Below are 14,049 nucleotides of genomic sequence, written 5' to 3'. Positions count from 1 at the left end.
TGGAAGGGTCTTTATTTATTTCGTGGGGAGCATGAGCTTCCTTTCGACTTTCGATAAGCAGGAGAGAAGCCGCTTAATGCGCTTTTATTGTTAACCTAATTTAATTATTTATGGTTTACAATAAACAGAGAGCAGGCTATACTGTGGGAGGTCGAGCATAGGGAAAAGCAGTTCTTCCCAATATGCCGTATTTTGAATGATGCTGGAGGTTATTCGAATGAAAACAAAAGAAATGGTATATGCAGCCCTGTTTGCAGCGCTTATTGCGGTCTTGGGCATGATTCCGCCGATTCCGCTCGGATTCATTCCCGTGCCGATTACGCTGCAGACGCTCGGCGTCATGTTGGCGGGCGGATTTCTGGGCAAGAAGACGGGCGCAATCAGCTTGATTCTGTTCATCGTTCTCGTCGCGCTCGGGCTGCCGATCCTGTCGGGCGGCTATGGCGGGCTCGCGCCGCTGCTGGGACCGACGGCCGGATACATTTTCAGCTGGCCGATCGCCGCTTTCTGCATCGGTTGGGGAGCGGAGAAAATCTGGCCTTCGCTCAAAACGTGGAAGCTGATCGCGGTCAACGTCGTTTTCGGCGTGATCCTGGTCAACCTGATCGGTGCTCCGGTCATGTCGCTGATCACGAACACGCCGATCTGGGCAGGGTTGACCGGTTCGCTGGTCTTCCTGCCGGGCGACCTGATCAAAGCGGTATTGGCCGCCGTCGTCATCGTGCAGGCGCGGGCGGTCAGCCCGGTAGAAGAGAAAGTGCTGGGCGCCTAGATGTTGGAATTCGAAAACGTTCGCTTTCATTATCGCAAGGAACGGCCGATCCTGCGCGGCGTCGACTTTTCTGTGAGCGAAGGCGAGTTCGTGTGTATCGTCGGCCGCAACGGCTGCGGAAAATCGACGCTCGCCCGGTTGATGAACGGACTTGTGCAGCCTCGGGAGGGCAGCATTCGCGTGAACGGATTGAATCCCGCCGCCGACGCCGATCTGCCCGCGATTCGGCGGCAGGTCGGTTTGATTTTTCAGAACCCCGATGACCAGTTCATTACGCAGACGGTAACGGACGAAATGATTTTCGGGCTTGAAAATATCTGGGTTCCGCGCGAACAGATCGGCGAGCGAGTGAAGCAGGCGCTGCTTGACGTCGATTTGACCGCCTATGCGGACGCCGCTCCTCACGAGCTGTCCGGCGGCCAGAAGCAGCGGGCCGCTGTCGCGGCCGTGCTCGCCATGCGGCCCCGCGCGGTCATTTTTGACGAAGCGACTTCGATGTTGGACCCGCAGGGACGAGCCCGAATGACGGAATTGATGACGACGCTGCACAAGCAGGGGATGACGATTGTACATATCACTCATCATATGGACGAAGTGATGGCCGCCGAACGGGTACTGCTGCTGGATCAAGGCCAGATCGCGTTCGACGGAACGCCTGCGGCCTTGTTCGGCAGTTCCCTGCCGGAAGCGCACGGCTTGGAAAAACCGTTTGCCGTTCGCGTGCATGAAGCGCTGGGCTGGACGGGAACCCCGGTCTTCGATTGGAAGGAGCGTGCGCGGTCGCAATGGACAACCTCATCATGACGCCGATGTATACGTTAAACGACGCAGAAGTTGCATGGAAGGGACGCAAAGCGCTGCATTCCGTCAGCTGCACGTTGAAAGAAGGGCAATGGACTTCGTTGATCGGACAGACCGGCGCAGGCAAATCGACGCTCGCCAAGCTGTTCAAAGGACTTGTTCCGACATTCAAAGGGGAGTATCGGGTGGGCGGCCGGCCGGCTGCGCGCAATCGCAAAGGAGAGCTGCTGCCGCTCGCCGACGTCGGCTTCGTTTTCCAATATCCCGAACACCAGATTTTCGAGACGACGGTCGAACGGGAATTGTCGTTTTCCCTGCGGATGCGCGGAGCTGCGGCCAAAGAGATCTCGGAGGCGATTCGACGGATTCTGCCGGTGGTGGGATTGTCCGAAGAACTCCTGCCGCTGTCGCCTCTGCGATTAAGCGGGGGGCAGAAGCGCCGAGTGGCGATCGCCTCGGTTCTGATCGCCGAACCGCGGCTGTTGATTCTGGACGAACCTACCGCTGCGCTCGACCCCGCCGGTCGCCGGTCGCTGATGAAGCTGCTCGAATCGTGGCAGCGCGAAGGAGACGGGCGGCGCTCCATTCTGTTCATTTCGCATCGGATGGAGGACGTGGCGGAATATTCCGACGAGGTGCTGCTGATGCACGCCGGACGTTTGATCGGGCAATTTTCCGCCGACGAACTGTTCCTCCGCCGGAGCGACCTTCTGGAATCGGCAGGTCTGGCGCTTCCGGAACCGATCCAACTGCTTCGACTCACGGAAGAGCTGTCCGGACAGAAGATCGAACCGAAGAGCTGCCGGGAAGAAGACGTTATGCGCGCCGTGGAAGCGGCGTGGAAATCGAGGAGAGCTGCCGATGTCCGATAATCTGCTGATCGGTCAATTTATTCGGCGCGATTCCGTGATTCATCGGTTGGATCCGCGTACCAAGCTGATCGGCATGGTGCTGCTGATGATCGCGCTGATCCGATTGGACAGTTGGATCGGATACGCGCTGGCCAGCGCGTTCGTGCTGGTAACGGCCGGAATGTCCCGATTCGCGCCGCGCTTGCTTCTCAAAGGACTGCTGCCCGTCCTGCCGATTCTGGCTTTTACGCTGCTGTATCATCTCTTTTTCGGTCGCGGGGAGACGATCTTGTGGGCTTACGGCGGGTTCGTTATTCGAGCCGAAGGCATGCAGGAAGGCGTGCGCCTCGTATGGCGGATCCTGCTGATGATTCTGCTGGCCTCGATCCTGACCGGGACCACGCGTCCGATGGCTCTGGCGAAGGGGCTCGAAACGCTGTCGAAGCCGCTGTCTCGTCTGGGCGTCCCCGTTGAACAGTTTGCGCTTATGATCGTCATGGCTGTCCGCTTCATCCCGACGATCGGAGAAGAACTGGAACGGATTCTGCTGGCCCAGAAAGCCAGAGGGCACGATATTTCGGCGCTTCCTCCGGTTAAACGTCTCTTCGCGTTCATTCCGATCCTCGTTCCGCTGCTGGTGACCACCGTTCAGCGTGCCGAACAGCTGTCGCTGGCGATCGAGGCAAGAGGGTACGGAGACGGGAGAGGGAGAACCGTCTATCGTCCGTTGACGTTTGCTTCAAGCGATTACTGGGCCCTTAGCTTCCTGTTGGTAATCGGGAGCATCCTTTGGGCGATCGGTTAACCTACCAAAAAAGCATCCGGGGCGTCCGGATGCTTTTTTGCTTTTTGTCCGACGAGGATCTGTACGAACCTTCAAGAGGCGAGACGCAGCACCAAGATCCCCGTCAGCGCCAAGATAATCCCTATCGTTTCCTGCCGGCTCATCACGTCTTTCAGGTAAAAGCGCGCATACAGCAGCACGATGACCACGTTCAGCGCGGCGATCGCGGAGACGATGCCGGTGATGCCGTCTTCGTAGGCACTAAGCATGAGCACCATGCCGACGATATTCGTCAAGCCCACGGTCATGCCCCACAGCAGCGTCCGCTTGGCGGACCACAAAGGCGGATTCGAAGCGCGCGCATTCGCGTCGCCCGATCGTTTTCGAATCCGATCCACGGCGTACATCAGGAAAAACAGCAGCGTGCCCGTCGCGAACATTATCGTCAATACAGGAAACAAGGAACCGCCCGCGAGCACCGACTGTTTGGAGCTAAGATCCGTGAAGGCATACAGCAGCATCGCCAGCAGCCCCCACTGCCACCCCGAGAGCCGGCCGCTCTGCAGATCGCTGCGGTACCGCACGATGATCAGGGCCGAGACAACGATCGAGAAGCCGATCAGCTGCATGGGACCGAGCGTTTCGCGCCAGAGCAGGTAAGCGGCCAGCACGACGACGATCGGCGTCAATCCCGAGAAAAAGGCGACGACCGAGGCGCGGCCGACTTCATACCCTTTGTAGAGCGAAGCATTGGCCGCAAACGAAAACAATCCCATCAGCACGCCGAATACGATTCCGCCGTTCCAAGGCTGTCCGGCGTGCAGATTGAGCAGGATCGAGATCAGAGCGCCGGACAGGTACACGCCGACGAACAGCAGATTGCGGTCGACGGGACGCTGGGACGTCCATTGATACAGAATCCCCCTTACGCCGAAGCATAGCGCGGCGCAGGCGGCGAATAGAAACCACACGTAATGAGCTGACCTCCTTGATCGTCACTCCCTTTTCGCACCAAGGAAGCCGGCATTCGGGTTCGTCTTTTGCGGATGCTCTAAGCATCATTCGATCTTGGCCTTCGCGATTCCTTCTTGGGCCGAAAGGAATTCCAGAAGTCCTTCTATCTCCTGGAGCTCGGCTTGCTCGATCGGCGCAAGCGGCAGAGGGAGTGCCGGCGCTTCCGACAGCCCCAGCTTGATCGCGATCGCCGCCGCCACCCGCAGGCCGCCGTGACGATCGAACAAAGCCCAGATCGGCTCAAGACGCTCGGACAGCCGAAGCGCTTCTTCTGCACGGCCCGCCTGCGCATGGCGAACCAGTTCCAGACAGGTGCGCGGAAACAACCCGCCCAGCACCGAATACCAGACGTCGCAGCCCGCGTTCAGTCCCGAAGCGCCGTATCGATCGACGCTTACGCCGAGCGCGAATCCGTCCGGCACAAACGCACGCAGGCGGTTCACGCGTTCCGCGGCTTCCTTCGGATCGGCGGGAACGCCCGGAAGTTTGATCGATTGAACGCGGGGAAGGGCGGCGATCCGACCGTGCAGCTCGTCGCTGAAAACGAATTTCGTGGTTCGCGGATTGTCGTAGACGCAGAGCGGGACGGACAGATGGCGCGTAACCTGCTCATACAGCGAATACGTCTCCTCGTCGGTTAGCGGCTGGTAAGATACCGGCGCGAGCAGGACCGCTTTTACTCCGGCACGCTGGGCATCTTCCGCCAAGTTCAGCACATCGCGGACGCGCAGCGCGCTGATGCTGGCCATGACCGGAATCGCTGCGGCTTGGGCTTGGCCCACCGCCAGCTCGGTGATCCTGCGCCGCTCCTCGCGATCGAAATACATATAGTTTCCCGTCGAACCCAATACCCCGATCGAATCGACGCGCGCTTGAACCAGCCGATCGATCAAACCGGCAAAAGCAGCCTCGTCCACGACTTCTTCTTTTAGCGGGGTCAGCGGAAAAGCGGATAATCCGGTAAACATTTTGTCACGCTCCTCTTCACAATCGATAAGAATTTCGTTTAGTATATAAGGAATCTGGTCCGTTCGATAGAACCAGTTTAACCAATGTCAAAGGAGCCAGAATGACATGTTGGAAATCACGCCCCTTTTAACTAAACATTCTGCGGGATCTTCCGAGGAAGAACCGCTCTACCTTCAGCTGTACGACCATATCAAAACGGAAATTCGCGGCGGCCGAATCTCGGCGGGAAGCCGGCTGCCTTCCCAGCGCAGACTGGCTCTCCACCTGTCGGTGAGCCGAAACACCGTGGACAGCGCTTATCAGCAGCTGCTCTCGGAAGGCTATCTGTACAGCGAACCGCGGCGCGGATTGTTCGTAGCCGAGCTGCCGGATCTGAAAACGCAGCCGCATACGCTGTCGGAGGATGCAAAGACGTCGGCTCAAGTTCGGCAGCCAGCTCCTGTCGGACCGGATTCTCATGCGATGGCGAACCGAATGATTCCAGCCGAAAAAAATCGCTTTTCATCCGCCGCGTCCGAGACGCCGTCAGCGAAGTACGACTTCAGGAACGGCAGCGTGGATGCCCGGCATTTCCCTTATCGGCTGTGGCGGCAGTTCAGCATCAGCATGCTGTCAGCGGATAATGCGCGTCTGCTGCAGTACGGCCATCCGCAGGGAGAGCTGGAACTGCGTCGGCAGATCGCCGATTATCTCTATCAATCCCGGGGCGTGCACAGCTCGGCGGAGCAGATCGTCATCGGAGCGGGCACGCAGTGGCTGCTCGATATCCTGTGCCGCCTGCTCGGTCGCGATACCCTCTACGGGATGGAAGAACCGGGTTATCCGCGGGTCCGTACCATTTTCGAAGACTGCGGACGACCTCCGGCGGCGATCCGATTGGACGATTCCGGCGTGCGGATCGACGAGCTGCTGCGCAGCGGGGCGCAGGCCGTCTATGTCACGCCGTCGCATCAATTCCCGACGGGAATCGTGATGCCGGTCTCCCGGCGCTTGGAGCTGATCGAATGGGCGAAGACGCACGGAGGCACGATTATCGAAGACGATTACGACAGCGAATTCCGCTACGAAGGCCGGCCGATTCCTTCGCTGCACAGTCTCGACCATCACGGCAATACCGTGTATCTCGGAACCTTCTCCAAATCGCTGATGCCTTCGGTGCGTATCGGATATCTGGTGCTGCCCGACAAGCTGATGGACGTGTACCGCCGGCGGGGGCATCATTATAAACAGACGGCTTCCCGGATGGATCAGCACACGCTGACCATGTTCATGCAGAGCGGGGAATGGGCCAGACACCTCAATCGGATGCGGAATCTGTACAAAAAGAGATATACGGCGCTGCATGCGGCGATCCGTTCCCACATGGGAACGCGAATGCGGGTCATCGGGGCGTCTTCCGGACTGCATCTGCTGTTGGAACCGAACAACGGCATGACGGAGCAAGAATTGATTGCCTCGGCCGAGCAAGCCGGCGTGCGGGTCTATCCCGTAGAGGAATTCCACATGAACCGGCCGGAACAAGCCCAAGCTCGGGTACTGCTCGGCTACGCGGGACTCAGCGAGGAAGAGATCGGGGAAGGGATCAAGCGGCTTGCGGAAGCTTGGCGTTAGTCTCGATAGGCGGCATAACGGCTTTTTTCGGAACCTCGCGTCAAAATTTGCAGCAAACGGCCCGAGACCTCGAGGTCTCGGGCCGTTTGCTGTCGCTCAGGCGATCTCGCTCGGCGGAGACGCCTCGTCCGGCTGCGCTCCTTCGCGCGTCCGGCGGGCGAGAGGAGGCAGAGCGAGCAGATACGTGACGCCGATGATGACCGTGCAGATCGCAAGCCCGTAATGCAGCCAAGTGACGGAGATCCATACGGGAAAAGCCAGCGCGACGACGCCGAGCGCCAGCGAATGGCCCGACATCATGATCGGTTCGATCAACGCGTTGACCCGGCCCATATTTTTCGGAGCGACCAGCTCGGGCATTCAACTGCCCAATACGATATTGACCGGCGCAAGCGTGATCCCGGCCGCAACGACGATCGCCAGATAGATCTCCACGCGATCGGCCAGACCCAATCCGAAGATCAACAGCGAAGCGACGAACAACCCCGTGATTAATACCGGCGTCCGGGTAAATCGGGCGATCAGCTTCGGACCGAGCACGCTTCCGACCAGAAAGCCGATCCCGAGGCACACGGTGATCATCGACGAATAGACGACGTAACCGTCGGGGCTGAGCTTGTATTTCATCGCGAAGATCGGCAGTACCGAGAACACGCCGTTGATGATGCCGAAGAACAGGAAGCCGCTGATCAGTACGCGCAGCAGCTTGTGAGCGACGATATACCGCAGCCCGACCCAGAAGTCGCTCACGATCAAGCGCAGGCGCAGGCGCAGATCGCGAACGCGGTTGCGTCCGTTCGGCAGCCGCGCGGCTTCGGGGAAATCGCCGCGAGCAAGCAGCACGCCGGAGAGCAAGAAGCTGAGTCCGTCCACGATGATCGCGCCTTCAACTCCGATCAGATGGTAAGCGGCCGCGCCCAGACTCATTCCGAACAGCATGAACATGCCCGAGACCGTCTGATTGAGTCCCGAAGCCTACACGTACAGCTTGCTGTCGATGCTGCCTTGAAGCAGGCCCATCTCGGCCGGACCGAAGAATCGGGAGATCGCGCTGCGAAGAAACAGCACGGTCAAGCAGGCCGGAATCCAATCGTAATGCACGAACAGCAGCAGCAGTACGGTCAAGCCGGCGCGAATCCAGTCGCTGTAAGCGGCAATCAACTTGCGATCGAACAAATCGGCGATCACGCCTACGATCCAGAAGACGGCCAGCGCGGGCAGCGAATACATCAGCTCCGCGGTCGCGGCGAGAGAAGGGCGTTCGCTGTACCGGTCGACCAGATAATAAGCGAATGCCATATTGCCGACGACCGTACCGAGCTGGGAAGCGAACGCGGCGATAAACAGTTTGCGAAACGTGGCATTGCGCAGCAGCGCCTTCATAACGTCGGCCTTCCCAGCAGCAGCTCGTATAGATAACGAAGCAGCGCGTCGAACTGCATACGGGCATTCGTTTTCTCGACCCCGATCGTAATCGCGTGGGTCACGATGCCTTCTTGAAGCGAAGCCGCAAGCTTGGCGATATCGAGCGTGTCCATCGCAGGCGCGAATTCATCCTGTTCGACTCCGATCCGCAGCAGCTCCTCGAACCGCGATACCCCTTGATCGTAGCGCCGCTGCAACAGCTCGCTGCGCTGGGGATCGCGCCAGCCGACCAGAAAATACTCGTAGAAAGCAGGCATCATCCCGCCGCCGCGTTGTTCGAGATCGTCCAACTGCTGCTCGTACAAGCTTCGGATGACCGGCCAGACCGTCGGCGAATCCGCTAGGCGCCGTTCCAGATCTTTCTCGTATTCGATATCCCGATGATCCAACAGCGCTTCGAAAATCTCTTCTTTGGTCGAATAGTACAGATAGATCCATCCGCGGCTCATGCCGGTCTCCTCGATAATGTCTTTGAGCGAAGCGGCGCTGTAGCCTTTGCGAATAAACACTTGCTCGGCCGCTTCGAGGATTTGCCGATTGCGCTGCTCTTTGCGATCGTCGGTCAGTTTAGGGGACATAAAGAACCGCCTTTCCGAATTCGGGATATAAAATGAACCCTGTGTCATTTTTATTATAATGACACAGGGTTCATTTTGCAAGATGTAGATTTTCGGACTTTTTTGCGAACCTGCCGCTTGTCCTGATCGACTGCCACCCTTGTACCGACGAACATGTACGAAGGTACAATATTCACGCCTCCTTTCTGCCTTTATAATAGGAGAGAAGGGGGCGCTATTTTGATGTCGACTACCGTTTCGTCGGACGAGCTGCTCGTATCCAGACTACCGATCGCGATCTGGCTGAGTCTGGTATTCGCGGCTTCGCTGATCTTGCAAAATTTCACTCGGCCGGCCGTTATCGCCAGTCTGATCTTCGCGCTGGTGATGGCTTTGCATTTCTATATCCATTGGATGGCCCACCGGTTCGCCCAGACGTATCCGTGGGGGTATGTCCTGATTCAGCATATGCTGCTCGGAATCGGCGCTTTGCTGCTGCCTCAAGGTTATCAAGCGATCCTGATCGGATTTTTGCCTGTGTTGGTCGCGCAGAGTCTGGCCGTCTTCGACCAGAAAAGAAAAATCGCGGGCGTTTTATTGGTAAGCGTCGCGCTGTTCTCGGCTCTGGTCGGAGTGCTGGGTCAACTGCGGGATTTGGCGCTGCTCGGTCCGCTGCTCATCATGATGCTCGTGGTCGTGATCGCTTATGCGCTGTTATTTTTTAATCAGGTGCATGCCCGCGTCCGCACGCAAGCGTTCCTGAATGATCTGGAGATCGCACATCGCAAAGTGGAGGAATTGACGCTGGCCAACGAACGCCAACGCATGGCCCGAGATCTGCACGATACGTTGGCGCAGGGCGTCGCGGGATTGATCATGCAGCTCGAAGCGGCCGAAGCCTTTATGATGCAGGGCAACACGGGACGGACGGAGACCATTATCCGGCAGTCCAAAGAGCAGGCGAGACGAACATTGGCCGATGCCCGGCGAGCGATCGATAATCTACGAACCAAATCGGCCGCGAATACGGATTTTCGCGAGGCGGCGGAAGCGGAGATCGAACGTTTCTTGCAGGCGATCGGAATGGTCGTCTACGCCGATATCCGATTCGTCCGTTCGCCGTCCCGCATGGCCGCCGAACATCTGCTGCAGATCTTGAGCGAATGCCTGACCAATGTCGCCAAACATGCGCAAGCGGACAAAGTATGGGTCTCGGTCTCCGAACACGGCGGACGGCTCGATCTGGAGATTCGAGATAACGGCAGCGGATTCAACGTCAATCAGATCGGCAAACAGGCCGGGCATTACGGACTGCTCGGCATTCAGGAGCGAGTCCGCCTATTCGGCGGAACTTTGCATGTGCACAGCAGCGGCGACGGCACCCGGATTCGGGTAGAAGCTCCGTTAAGCGAAGGGGGGACGGCATGAATATGCAGCAGAGCGATAACCGTTACCGGGTCTTGATCGTGGACGACCATCTGGTCGTGCGGGAAGGCTTGAAATTGATCTTGGAGACCGATCCTCGGTTTCAAGTGGCGGGCGAAGCAGAGAACGGGGAAATCGCTGTACGTCTGGCCGAACAGTTGAATCCCGACGCGATTCTGCTCGATCTCAATATGCCCGTGATGAGCGGTCTGGAAGCGATGAGAGCATTGAAAAGCAAAAACATCGAGATTCCGGTCATCATTCTGACGACCTATAACGAAGACGAGCTGATCGCAGACGGTCTGGAACTCGGAGCCAAAGGCTATCTGCTCAAAGACACCGGCCGCGAGCATTTGTTTCGCACGATCGAATCCGCGGTGCGCGGCGAGACGCTGCTGCAGGCCGATATTGTCGGCCGCGCGTTCGCCGCAAGGCAGCGCAGAGAAGCCAAGCAGGCGGAAGTGAAACCTCAAGCGATACTGAGCGTCAAAGAAGTGCAGATTCTTCAATTCGTCGCCAAAGGCTACCGCAGCAAAGAGATCGCTTTCGACATGGGCATTTCCGAACGGACGGTCAAAGCGCATCTGACGAATATCTATAACAAATTCGGCGTCGATTCGCGCATGCAGGCCATTTCGGCAGCGGTGGAGCAGGGGATTTTGCATCTGTAACTCCGCAAGTCTGCAACTCTTCGCGAACCCGAATGCGTCGAGCGAATCCATAAACGAACGTGTCCATAAGCAAAAGAAAAAGCCCTGTCCGTGCTGGCGGAAAAGGGCTTTTTGCCGTTTCGTCCGAAAGTTCGGAAGCTTCGCGCAGTCTGATTCGTCCCGGCTGCCGCGGTCCGCGAATCTGCACTTTCTTGCCCGAAGGTACAGGTCCGCCAGCCGCCCGTTCGTACGATGGCACTGCGTCGTTTCGGCGATAAGATGAATGCAGACAGACATCGAACATCAACGAAACGGAGTGGAATCTGCATATGGCAAAATATTTGTACCGTCTCGGCCTATGGTCGGCCACACATCGCTTTAAAGTCATCTTCGGAGGAATCGGACTACTGATCGCGACCGCGATCTTGGCATTGACGATCGGTCCCGCTTTTAACGAGAATACGCCGATTCCGGGTTTGCAGTCGCAAGAGGCTTTGGAAACGATGAATAAGGAGTTCCCTTCGCCTCCGTCGAAAGGCGGAGAAACGAAGATCGTGTTCAAAGCGCCGGATAACGAAAGGTTATCTTCGCAGAAAGCGCAAACGCTGATCGCCGCGACGCTCAAACAAGTCGCTGAAGACCCCGCCGTCCAAGAGACGATCAGTCCGTACAAGAACGGGTCGCTCAGCGCCGATCGCAAGATCGCTTACGCAACCGTCGCTTATCGAGTACCGGGCGGAGACGTGACCCCGGAATCGAAAACGCATATCGAAGCCGCCATCGAGAAACTGCGCGACGCCGGCTGGCAGGCCGAGCTGACGGGCGACGGCTACGTGAAAATGAAAATCGTCAGCGTGATGGAAGTCGTAGGCGTGTTTATCGCTTTCCTCGTCTTGTCCGTTACATTCGCTTCGTTTCTGACCGGCGTATTGCCGATCGCGACGGCCGTCGTCGGGCTCGGCATCGGCTTGATGGGCGTCCTGCTTGGTTCGAACGTGCTGGATATGTCTTCGACCTCGTTATCGCTGTCGGCCATGTTGGGACTTGCGGTCGGCATCGATTACGCGCTGTTCATCGTCTCGCGGTACCGGCAGCAGTTGAGCGAAGGGTATGATCGGGAAGAATCGATCGCGATCGCCAACGGAACCGCCGGCAGTTCGGTCGTCTTCGCTGGCATTACGGTCATCATCGGGCTGTGCGGTCTGGCCGTCGCGCAAATTCCTTTCTTGACCGCGATGGGTCTGGCCGGAGCGCTGTGCGTGCTGGTCGCGGTTCTGGTCGCCGTCATCTTCGTACCCGCTGTCTTGTCGGCGATGGGCGATCGAATCGGCGCCAAACCCCGGAATTCGCTGCTCGCCAAATTTTCGCGCAAGCCGTCTAACCGGTCTTCTAAGCGGCGCGAAGGCGTCGATACCGCTTGGGGTGCCTTTGTTACCCGCCGTCCGTGGCTGGCCGTGTCGGCAGGCGTCATTCTGCTCGCTGCGATCGCGCTGCCGTTCAGCCGGATGGAGCTAGGTATGCCTGACGATGCGCAGAAACCGATCGAACAAACGGAGCGGCGCGCTTACGATCTACAGACCGAAGCGTACGGCGCCGGCAGTCATAGCCCGCTGGTGATTCTGGCCGAGACGGCCGCCGGAACCCAAGCGACGGCCGCCGTGCAGAAAGCGATCCAAGCGCTCGAGAGATTCGAAAACATCGGCACGATCGCACCGGCGATGCCGGGTCCTTCGGGGCATCTGTTCCTGATCAGCGTCATTCCTGCGACGGGTGCGCATGATCGGGAGACGCGCGACTTAGTTCAGGAGATTCGAGGCGATTCCGCCGTAATCCAGAAGGAGACCGGCGTGCGCTTGATGGTCACGGGCAGCACCGCCGTCGGTATCGACATCTCGCAAAAACTCAGCGACGCGCTGCCGAAATTCTGTCTCGTGATCATCGGTCTGGCTTTCCTGCTGCTGATGGCGGTCTTCCGTTCTCTCTTGGTGCCGATCAAAGCGGTACTCGGATTCGTCTTGTCGCTAGGGGCAACGTTCGGCTTCGTCGTGCTTGTCGTTCAAGACGGCAATCTGGGCACGCTGTTCGGCTTCGGCGGCCCCGGACCCGTACTGAATTTCCTTCCGATCATCGTCGTCGGCATCCTGTTCGGTCTGGCAATGGACTACGAGGTCTTTCTGGTTAGCCGAATGCGCGAAGAATTCAAGCATAGCGGCGATGCCAAGCGCGCCGTTCTGGCCGGCATCAAGCACAGCGGCAGCGTCGTCACGGCAGCCGGACTGATCATGATCTCTGTGTTCGTAGGCTTTATGTTGGCGGAAGATCCGATCATCAAATCGATGGGCTTCGCGCTCGCGTTCGGCATCTTGTTCGACGCGTTCGTCGTCCGCATGCTGATCGTGCCGGGCGCGATGACGCTGATGGGCCGTTCCGCTTGGTATCTGCCGAAATGGCTGGATCGCATCCTGCCCAATATCGACGTCGAAGGCGAATCGGTCATGGAAGAAGTCGAACGCCGCAAAAAGGAAGCGGCCTGACGCGAACGACGGCCGTGCGTACCCGAAGATCGTCTCGGAACTGGATATCGAAGCGGAGCTTCTAGCAGGACGCAATCCCGCCGAATCGAACCGGAAGATGCACGGCTAGTCGGAAACGGCAGAGTGCTTGATGTGAACCAAGCTTGTTCGTGATCCGGTTTCAAACGGAACGAGCTTTGTTAATGATTAAAGTCGAAAGGAGGGAGCGAGGATGCAAGCGTTCATCAATTTACCTTTGAAGAGTCATGAAGTACCGCGCCTGCGAGAAGCCGTCGGATGGGACGGACGGGAAAGCGATTATCCGGCTTTATTCGAACGCTGCAATTTCTGGGCAGGCGCGCGGAACGAACAGGGCAAGCTGATCGCTTTCGGCTACGTCGCCGGGATGGGCTTGCAGCACGGGTATATGGAAGATATCATCGTGCATCCGGATTATCAGAGCCAAGGGATCGGAGAACGACTGGTGCGAAAACTGCTCGAAGAAGCGCAAGCTTACGGCTTGGAGATCGTGACGCTGACGTTTGCGGAGCGGCATGCTTCTTTCTACGAACGCTGCGGGTTCCACGTAGGTTCGGGCGGCGTGTGGCAGAAGACATAGAAGAGGAATGGAAAAATTCCAATAAGCACGGAGTACCGATATCTTTACAAAAAGCGCC

At 58.0% G+C, this 14,049-nt stretch carries 14 protein-coding genes and 1 pseudogene; 9 read left to right on the top strand and 6 right to left on the bottom strand.

All coding sequences use genetic code 11. The features are described 5' to 3' along the window. The first annotated feature begins 217 nt into the window (after positions 1-217). From CDO73_RS03050 to CDO73_RS03035, 4 genes are read left to right on the top strand one after another with little or no spacing between them, the layout of a single operon-like run. Positions 218-772 carry a biotin transporter BioY gene (locus tag CDO73_RS03050; protein ID WP_088487012.1) on the top strand — a complete coding sequence of 185 codons (555 nt, stop codon included), beginning with the start codon at positions 218-220 and terminating at the stop codon, positions 770-772. Further along, positions 773-1,576, top strand: a complete 804-nt coding sequence (locus tag CDO73_RS03045) for an ATP-binding cassette domain-containing protein (protein ID WP_088487011.1) — start codon at positions 773-775, stop codon at positions 1,574-1,576. Then, positions 1,558-2,445, top strand: a complete 888-nt coding sequence (locus CDO73_RS03040) for an energy-coupling factor ABC transporter ATP-binding protein (RefSeq protein ID WP_256972535.1) — start codon at positions 1,558-1,560, stop codon at positions 2,443-2,445. Before CDO73_RS03045 ends, CDO73_RS03040 begins: the two co-directional genes overlap by 19 nt. Next, positions 2,435-3,229: an energy-coupling factor transporter transmembrane component T family protein gene (locus CDO73_RS03035; protein ID WP_088487010.1), complete on the top strand. Its 795-nt coding sequence runs from the start codon at positions 2,435-2,437 to the stop codon at positions 3,227-3,229. The genes CDO73_RS03040 and CDO73_RS03035 overlap by 11 nt, the downstream gene beginning before the upstream one ends. A gap of 71 nt (positions 3,230-3,300) precedes the next feature. Here CDO73_RS03035 and CDO73_RS03030 read toward each other — a convergent pair whose 3' ends face one another. Together CDO73_RS03030 and CDO73_RS03025 are read right to left on the bottom strand one after the other, a co-directional pair. Continuing rightward, on the bottom strand, positions 3,301-4,179 hold the full coding sequence (locus CDO73_RS03030; protein ID WP_088487009.1) for a DMT family transporter: 879 nt from the start codon (positions 4,177-4,179) through the stop codon (positions 3,301-3,303). Positions 4,180-4,266: 87 nt separating this feature from the next. Further along, entirely contained in the window at positions 4,267-5,190 is a 924-nt protein-coding gene (locus tag CDO73_RS03025) for a dihydrodipicolinate synthase family protein (RefSeq protein WP_088487008.1), read from the bottom strand. A gap of 106 nt (positions 5,191-5,296) precedes the next feature. On the opposite strand from CDO73_RS03025, the gene pdxR reads away from it, so the two are divergent. Then, a complete protein-coding gene (gene pdxR, locus CDO73_RS03020) occupies positions 5,297-6,802 on the top strand; it encodes a MocR-like pyridoxine biosynthesis transcription factor PdxR (RefSeq protein ID WP_088487007.1) in 1,506 nt (501 codons plus the stop codon). 96 nt (positions 6,803-6,898) lie between these two features. On the opposite strand, the gene CDO73_RS27100 is transcribed toward pdxR, so the two are convergent. The 4 genes and pseudogenes from CDO73_RS27100 to CDO73_RS03010 form a co-directional block, all read right to left on the bottom strand. Then, positions 6,899-7,162 (bottom strand): hypothetical protein, encoded by a 264-nt coding sequence (locus tag CDO73_RS27100; protein WP_256972534.1) that lies wholly within the window; start codon positions 7,160-7,162, stop codon positions 6,899-6,901. Then, positions 7,163-7,765 (bottom strand): annotated as a pseudogene (locus tag CDO73_RS27095) (MFS transporter); the annotation flags it as partial. A gap of 12 nt (positions 7,766-7,777) precedes the next feature. Next, on the bottom strand, positions 7,778-8,185 hold the full coding sequence (locus CDO73_RS27090) for an MFS transporter (protein ID WP_256972533.1): 408 nt from the start codon (positions 8,183-8,185) through the stop codon (positions 7,778-7,780). After that, a complete protein-coding gene (locus CDO73_RS03010; RefSeq protein WP_179218518.1) occupies positions 8,182-8,805 on the bottom strand; it encodes a TetR/AcrR family transcriptional regulator in 624 nt (207 codons plus the stop codon). The genes CDO73_RS27090 and CDO73_RS03010 overlap by 4 nt, the downstream gene beginning before the upstream one ends. Positions 8,806-9,027: 222 nt before the next feature. Between CDO73_RS03010 and CDO73_RS03005 the strand changes: the two genes are divergently transcribed. The 4 genes from CDO73_RS03005 (at position 9,028) to CDO73_RS02990 (ending at position 13,991) form a co-directional block, all read left to right on the top strand. Further along, positions 9,028-10,212, top strand: coding sequence for a sensor histidine kinase (locus tag CDO73_RS03005; RefSeq protein WP_179218516.1), 1,185 nt, complete (start codon positions 9,028-9,030; stop codon positions 10,210-10,212). A 2-nt stretch (positions 10,213-10,214) separates the two neighbouring features. Then, on the top strand, positions 10,215-10,880 hold the full coding sequence (locus CDO73_RS03000; protein ID WP_088487231.1) for a response regulator: 666 nt from the start codon (positions 10,215-10,217) through the stop codon (positions 10,878-10,880). A gap of 308 nt (positions 10,881-11,188) precedes the next feature. Beyond that, complete coding sequence (locus tag CDO73_RS02995) at positions 11,189-13,393, top strand: MMPL family transporter (RefSeq protein ID WP_088487004.1); 2,205 nt, start codon at positions 11,189-11,191, stop codon at positions 13,391-13,393. A 211-nt stretch (positions 13,394-13,604) separates the two neighbouring features. Continuing rightward, positions 13,605-13,991, top strand: a complete 387-nt coding sequence (locus CDO73_RS02990) for a GNAT family N-acetyltransferase (RefSeq protein ID WP_088487003.1) — start codon at positions 13,605-13,607, stop codon at positions 13,989-13,991. Positions 13,992-14,049: the final 58 nt, after the last annotated feature.

The sequence above is a fragment of the Saccharibacillus sp. O23 genome, assembly GCF_002205895.1.
Taxonomy (GTDB): domain Bacteria; phylum Bacillota; class Bacilli; order Paenibacillales; family Paenibacillaceae; genus Saccharibacillus.
The sequence above is the reverse complement of the archived record's forward strand: the minus strand, read 5'-3'. Positions and strand labels throughout refer to the sequence as shown.

Bases quoted from the DNA above. Each gene is read 5' to 3' on its own strand.
- CDO73_RS03050 (WP_088487012.1), top strand. From the start codon at position 218: ATGAAAACAAAAGAAATGGTATATGCAGCCCTGTTTGCAGCGCTTATT.
- CDO73_RS03045 (WP_088487011.1), top strand. From the start codon at position 773: ATGTTGGAATTCGAAAACGTTCGCTTTCATTATCGCAAGGAACGGCCG.
- CDO73_RS03040 (WP_256972535.1), top strand. From the start codon at position 1,558: ATGGACAACCTCATCATGACGCCGATGTATACGTTAAACGACGCAGAA.
- CDO73_RS03035 (WP_088487010.1), top strand. From the start codon at position 2,435: ATGTCCGATAATCTGCTGATCGGTCAATTTATTCGGCGCGATTCCGTG.
- CDO73_RS03025 (WP_088487008.1), bottom strand. From the start codon at position 5,190: ATGTTTACCGGATTATCCGCTTTTCCGCTGACCCCGCTAAAAGAAGAA.
- pdxR (WP_088487007.1), top strand. From the start codon at position 5,297: ATGTTGGAAATCACGCCCCTTTTAACTAAACATTCTGCGGGATCTTCC.
- CDO73_RS27100 (WP_256972534.1), bottom strand. From the start codon at position 7,162: ATGCCCGAGCTGGTCGCTCCGAAAAATATGGGCCGGGTCAACGCGTTG.
- CDO73_RS27090 (WP_256972533.1), bottom strand. From the start codon at position 8,185: ATGAAGGCGCTGCTGCGCAATGCCACGTTTCGCAAACTGTTTATCGCC.
- CDO73_RS03010 (WP_179218518.1), bottom strand. From the start codon at position 8,805: ATGTCCCCTAAACTGACCGACGATCGCAAAGAGCAGCGCAATCGGCAA.
- CDO73_RS03005 (WP_179218516.1), top strand. From the start codon at position 9,028: ATGTCGACTACCGTTTCGTCGGACGAGCTGCTCGTATCCAGACTACCG.
- CDO73_RS03000 (WP_088487231.1), top strand. From the start codon at position 10,215: ATGCAGCAGAGCGATAACCGTTACCGGGTCTTGATCGTGGACGACCAT.
- CDO73_RS02995 (WP_088487004.1), top strand. From the start codon at position 11,189: ATGGCAAAATATTTGTACCGTCTCGGCCTATGGTCGGCCACACATCGC.
- CDO73_RS02990 (WP_088487003.1), top strand. From the start codon at position 13,605: ATGCAAGCGTTCATCAATTTACCTTTGAAGAGTCATGAAGTACCGCGC.